General features: G+C 68.7%; 5 protein-coding genes. 2 read left to right on the top strand and 3 right to left on the bottom strand.

Going from position 1 to position 5928, the window contains the following annotated elements:
* The coding region (gene fusA, locus RMO85_RS04420) for an elongation factor G (RefSeq protein ID WP_310526720.1) at positions 1 to 1345 on the top strand (1345 nt) is incomplete at its 5' end.
* Positions 1346 to 1423: 78 nt separating this feature from the next.
* Positions 1424 to 2617 carry an elongation factor Tu gene (tuf, locus tag RMO85_RS04415; RefSeq protein ID WP_310526718.1) on the top strand — a complete coding sequence of 398 codons (1194 nt, stop codon included), beginning with the start codon at positions 1424 to 1426 and terminating at the stop codon, positions 2615 to 2617.
* Between the two features lie 76 nt (positions 2618 to 2693).
* On the opposite strand, the gene RMO85_RS04410 is transcribed toward tuf, so the two are convergent.
* The 3 genes from RMO85_RS04410 to RMO85_RS04400 form a co-directional block, all read right to left on the bottom strand.
* Entirely contained in the window at positions 2694 to 4067 is a 1374-nt protein-coding gene (locus RMO85_RS04410) for a transaminase (protein ID WP_310526717.1), read from the bottom strand.
* Entirely contained in the window at positions 4064 to 5512 is a 1449-nt protein-coding gene (locus RMO85_RS04405; protein ID WP_310526716.1) for an NAD-dependent succinate-semialdehyde dehydrogenase, read from the bottom strand. Before RMO85_RS04405 ends, RMO85_RS04410 begins: the two co-directional genes overlap by 4 nt.
* Positions 5505 to 5928 (bottom strand): aminotransferase class III-fold pyridoxal phosphate-dependent enzyme (locus tag RMO85_RS04400; RefSeq protein WP_310526714.1); only part of this gene is annotated, 424 nt, incomplete at its 5' end. The genes RMO85_RS04405 and RMO85_RS04400, both read right to left, overlap by 8 nt.

The following is a 5928-nucleotide window of genomic DNA, read 5'->3' as shown; positions in this document are numbered from 1 at the left end:
GATCAACCCCGTGCTGTGCGGCACCGCGTTCAAGAACAAGGGCGTCCAGCCCCTGCTCGACGCCGTCGTCAAGTACCTCCCGTCCCCGCTCGACATCGACGCGATCATCGGTCACTCGGTCAAGGACGAGAACGAGGAGATCAAGCGCCTGCCGTCCGACGACGAGCCGTTCTCGGGCCTGGCCTACAAGATCGCCACCGACCCGCACCTCGGCAAGCTGATCTACGTCCGCGTCTACTCCGGCAAGCTCGAAGCAGGCACCACCGTGGTCAACTCGGTGAACGGTCGCAAGGAGCGGATCGGCAAGGTCTACCAGATGCACGCCAACAAGCGTGAGGAGATCGCGTCGGTCGGCGCCGGCCAGATCGTCGCCGTCATGGGTCTCAAGGACACCAAGACCGGCCACACGCTGTCCGACCCGGCGCACCCGGTCATCCTCGAGTCGATGACGTTCCCGGCCCCGGTGATCGAGGTCGCGATCGAGCCGAAGACCAAGTCCGACCAGGAGAAGCTCGGTACCGCGATCCAGCGCCTGTCCGACGAGGACCCGACCTTCACGGTCAAGGCCGACGAAGAGACCGGCCAGACGATCATCGCCGGCATGGGCGAGCTCCACCTGGAGATCCTCGTCGACCGCATGAAGCGCGAGTTCCGCGTCGAGGCGACCGTCGGCAAGCCGCAGGTCGCCTACCGCGAGACCATCCGCAACCTGGTCGAGAAGCACTCCTACACCCACAAGAAGCAGACCGGTGGCTCGGGCCAGTTCGCCAAGGTCGTCATCAGCCTGGGTCCGAACATCGACCCCGAGACCGGTACCGGCGCGGGCTACGAGTTCGTCAACAACGTCAGCGGTGGTCGCATCCCGAAGGAGTACATCCCTTCGGTCGACCACGGTGGCCAGGACGCCATGGAGTTCGGCGTGCTCGCCGGCTATCCCATGGTCGACGTGAAGTTCTCGCTCGAGGACGGCGCCTACCACGACGTCGACTCCTCCGAGCTCGCGTTCAAGATCGCCGGCAACCAGGCCTTCAAGGAGGCCGCACGCCGGGCCAAGCCGGTGCTGCTCGAGCCGATGTTCGCCGTTGAGGTGATCACGCCGGAGAGCTTCCTCGGCACGGTCATCGGCGACATCAACTCGCGCCGTGGCCAGATCCACAACCAGGAGGAGCGTCACGGCGACATGGTCGTCCAGGCTCTCGTCCCACTCTCCGAGATGTTCGGGTACGTTGGCGACCTGAGGTCGAAGACCTCCGGCCAGGCGTCGTACTCGATGGAGTTCGACTCGTACGCCGAGGTTCCTGCGAACATCGCCGAAGAGATCGTCAAGAAGGTTCGCGGCGAATAGTCGCCACGTTCCCTCGGCACAGCACCACCCGTTCCACCACCCACGAGTTCAGTACAAACCCAACCAGGAGGAGCCCCAGTGGCTAAGGCGAAGTTCGAGCGGACCAAGCCGCACGTCAACATCGGCACCATCGGTCACATCGACCATGGCAAGACGACGTTGACCGCAGCAATCACCAAGGTGCTGCACGACGCGTACCCGACCCTCAACGAGGCGTCGGCGTTCGACCAGATCGACAAGGCGCCCGAAGAGCGTCAGCGCGGTATCACCATCTCGATCGCGCACGTCGAGTACCAGACCGAGTCGCGCCACTACGCGCACGTCGACTGCCCTGGTCACGCTGACTACATCAAGAACATGATCACCGGTGCGGCCCAGATGGACGGCGCGATCCTTGTGGTCGCCGCCACCGACGGTCCGATGCCGCAGACGCGTGAGCACGTGCTGCTCGCCCGCCAGGTCGGCGTGCCGTCCCTGGTCGTGGCGCTCAACAAGTGCGACATGGTCGACGACGAGGAGCTCATCGAGCTCGTCGAGATGGAGGTGCGCGAGCTCCTCTCCGAGTACGAGTTCGACGGCGACAACATCCCCGTCGTGCGCGTTGCTGCCTTCCCGGCGCTCCAGGGCGACGAGAAGTGGGGCAAGACGATCCTCGAGCTGATGGCCGCGGTGGACGAGTCCATCCCGACCCCGGCGCGCGAGACGGACAAGCCCTTCCTGATGCCCGTCGAGGACGTCTTCACGATCACCGGTCGTGGCACCGTCATCACCGGTCGCATCGAGCGCGGCATCGTCAAGGTGAACGAGGAGGTCGAGATCATCGGCATCCGCGACGTCGCCCAGAAGAGCACCGTCACCGGTGTCGAGATGTTCCGCAAGCTCCTCGACGAGGGCCAGGCCGGCGAGAACGTCGGTCTCCTGCTTCGTGGCACCAAGCGCGAGGACATCGAGCGCGGCATGGTCGTCATCAAGCCGGGCACCACCACGCCTCACACCAACTTCGATGCGAACGTCTACATCCTCAGCAAGGACGAGGGCGGCCGTCACACGCCGTTCTTCAACAACTACCGTCCCCAGTTCTACTTCCGTACGACTGACGTGACCGGTGTTGTGACCCTGCCCGAGGGTACCGAGATGGTCATGCCGGGTGACAACACCGAAATGTCGGTCGAGCTCATCCAGCCCATCGCGATGGACGAGGGTCTGCGCTTCGCCATCCGCGAGGGTGGCCGCACGGTCGGCGCCGGCCGCGTCACCAAGATCACCAAGTGATCCCAGCCGGTCACTGACCGGCAACCGCTTCACGACGAGACCCCGTCCCCGCAAGGGAGGCGGGGTCTCGTGCGTCTCAGGCCAGCAGCGCCGCGACGGCGGAGGCGAAGACACTGGTGTGCGCGTCCACGTCGGCCGGGGTGTGCAACGGCGAGAACAGGCTCATGTTGTGGAACGGGGCCAGCAGCACGCCCCGGTTGACCGTCCAGAGGTGGAAGAAGGCGTCGAGCTCCTCGTCCACCGCAGCCGCGGCCTCGGCGCCCGTCTGCGGGGGCGGGCAGAACCAGTACTCCGCCCGACAGCCCAGACGCTGCACGTGCCAGGGCAGCCCGTGCTCGTCGATCACGGCCACGATGCCCTCGGTGAAGCTCTCGGCCAGGGGCACGGCGATGGCGAAGTCCTCCGGGCGCAGCGCGGTCGACAAGGTGGCACGCACCGCCGCCATGGACAGCGCTGAGCCGGACAGCGTGCCACCCACGCCGGCGACGTCGATGTCGTGGCCGAGCATGGGGCCCTCGAGCTGCGCTGCGACCTCGGCGGTCATCCCGTAGGCCGCGACCGGGATCCCGCCGCCGATCGGCTTGCCGATCACGACGAAGTCCGGCTCCAGGTCCCAGGCGGCACTCGCGCCGCCGGGTCCGGCACAGATCGTGTGCGTCTCGTCGTTGACCAGGAGCACCCCGTGCCGGCGGGTGATCTCCCGGACCCCGGCCAGGTAGCCCTCCTCGGGCAGCACGATGCCGATGTTGGTCAGCGCCGGTTCCATGAGCAGACAGGCGACGTCTCCCTCGGCCAACCGGCGCTCGAGGGCGTCGAGGTCGTTGAAGGGCACCACCGCAGTGGTCTGCGCGACATCGACCTGCGGACCGAGCGCACCCGGGCGGGCCACGACGCGGTCGCCCGCACGGCCGTGCTCGAGCACGGCCAGCGTCTCGTCGACGGTGCCGTGGTAGCACCAGTCCATCACCGCGATCCGCGGACGACCGGTCAGGTGCCGGGCGAAGCGGAGCACGAAACGGTTGGCGTCGGTGGCGGTCATCGCCATCTGCCAGCGGGGGAGTCCGAACCGCCGACTCAGCTCGGCGGCGACCCACGCGGCATCGACCGAGGGGAGCATGGTGGTGATGCCGCGGACGGTGCGTTCGCGTACGGCCTCGGCGACCGCGGGCAGGCAGTGGCCGGTCATCGAGCCGGTGTCGCCCAGACACAGGTCGACGTAGTCGATGCCGTCCACGTCGGTGAAGCGGCCGCCCTGCGCGGACTCCACGAAGAGCGGGAAGGACCCCGGCCAGCGGGTCATCCACGGCATCGGCACGCCGGCCAGCAGGTGCTCGCCCGCCTCGGCGGCGAGCAGGGCGGAGGTCGGGTGCAGATCGACGAACCGCTGCTCCTCCTCGGCGTGCAGCGCGGCCTGGCGCTCCCGGTCCACCCGCACGGTCGCGCCGGTCACAGCGCGCTGCCCACGTACTTGGTCTCGAGGTACTCCTCGATCCCCTCGAAACCGCCCTCGCGACCGAAGCCGGAGTGTTTGACCCCACCGAAGGGGGCCGCGGGGTTCGACACGATGCCGGTGTTGATGCCGACCATGCCGTACTCCAGCGCCTCGCTCACCCGCAGCACGCGGGCGTGGTCGCGGGTGAAGACGTAGGCCACCAGGCCGTACTCGGTGTCGTTGGAGCGGGCCAGCACCTCGTCCTCGTCGCGGAAGGTCGCGATGGGTGCGACCGGTCCGAAGATCTCCTCGCGCATCACCCGCGCCGAGGCAGGTACGTCGATGAGCACCGTGGGCGGGTAGAAGTGACCGCGTCCCTCGGGGACCGACCCGCCCGTGAGTGCCCGGGCGCCGGCCGCCACCGCGTCGTCCACCAGCTCGTGCACGCCGCGGCGTGCCTTCGCGGTGATGAGCGGTCCGACCTCGACCCCGTCCTCGGTGCCGTCCCCGATGCGCAGCGCGGCCATCCGCTGGGCCAGGCGGCTCGAGAACTCGTCGGCGACGGACTCGTGCACGAAGAAGCGGTTGGCCGAGGTGCACGCCTCTCCGATGTTGCGCATCTTGGCCAGCATCGCGCCGTTGACCGCCGCGTCGAGGTCGGCGTCGGCGAACACGACGAAGGGGGCGTTGCCGCCCAGCTCCATCGACACCCGGAGCAGCTGCTCGGCGGACTGCTCGACCAGGACCTTGCCGACACCCGTGGAGCCGGTGAAGGTGAGCTTGCGGAGGCGCCGGTCACGGATCAGCGGCTCGCACACCTCGCCGGAGCGGGTCGTGGTGACGACGTTGAGCACCCCCGCCGGCAGGCCGACCTCCTCCAACAGGGCGGCGAGCGCCAGCATCGTCAGCGGGGTCTCGTGGGCGGGTTTGATCACCATCGTGCAGCCGGCGGCGATCGCGGGCCCGATCTTGCGAGTGCCCATGGCCAGCGGGAAGTTCCAGGGCGTGATCATCAGCGTCGGCCCGACCGGGCTCTTCATCGTGATCAGCCGGGTCGGACCGCTGGGAGCGGGGGAGTAGCGGCCGTGGATGCGTACCGCCTCCTCGGAGAACCAGCGGAAGAACTCCGCGCCGTAGGCGACCTCGCCACGCGCCTCGGCCAGCGTCTTGCCCATCTCCAGGGTCATCAGCCGCGCGAAGTCGTCGGCCCGATCGATGAGCAGCCCGAAGGCGCTGCGCAGGATCTCGCCGCGCACCCGTGGCTCGGTCGCGGCCCACTCCTTCTGGGCGCCTGCCGCGGCGGCCAGGGCACGCTCCCCATCGGCCGCGGTGCCGTCGGCGATGGAGGTCAGGACCGCCTCGGTCGCGGGATTGGTGACGTCGAAGGTCGCGCCGTCGGAGGCGTCCTGCCACGTCCCGCCGATGAGGAGCTGTCGGGGCACGGAGTCCAGCACGTCAGCCATGGGCCACCACTTTCTCGAAGGCCGCCTCGAAGATGTCCAGTCCCTCGCTCAGCAGGTCGTCGCCGATCGCGAGGGGCGGCAGGAAGCGGAAGACGTTGCCGAAGGTGCCGCACGTCAGGGTGACCAGGCCTTCGGCGGAGCAGGCGCGGTGGACCGCGCCGGCCAGTGCGGGGTCAGGGGTACGCCGTGCTGCGTCGCTGACCAGCTCGACGGCGAGCATCGCCCCGCGCCCACGGATGTCGCCGATCCGGTCGGGGTGGCGCTCGGCCAGGGCCCGCAGCCGCGGCACGAAGATCGCCTCGACCTCTCGTGCTCGACCCCGCAGGTCGAGGGTCTCCATCGTCTCGATCGCGCCCAGGGCCGCGGCGCAGGCGACCGGGTTGCCGCCGTAGGTGCCGCCCAGCCCGCCGACGTGG

Source organism: Nocardioides sp., assembly GCF_031422975.1.
In the GTDB taxonomy this organism is placed as follows: domain Bacteria; phylum Actinomycetota; class Actinomycetes; order Propionibacteriales; family Nocardioidaceae; genus Nocardioides.
Note: the sequence above shows the minus strand (reverse complement) of the source record. Positions and strands in the feature narration are given on the sequence as shown.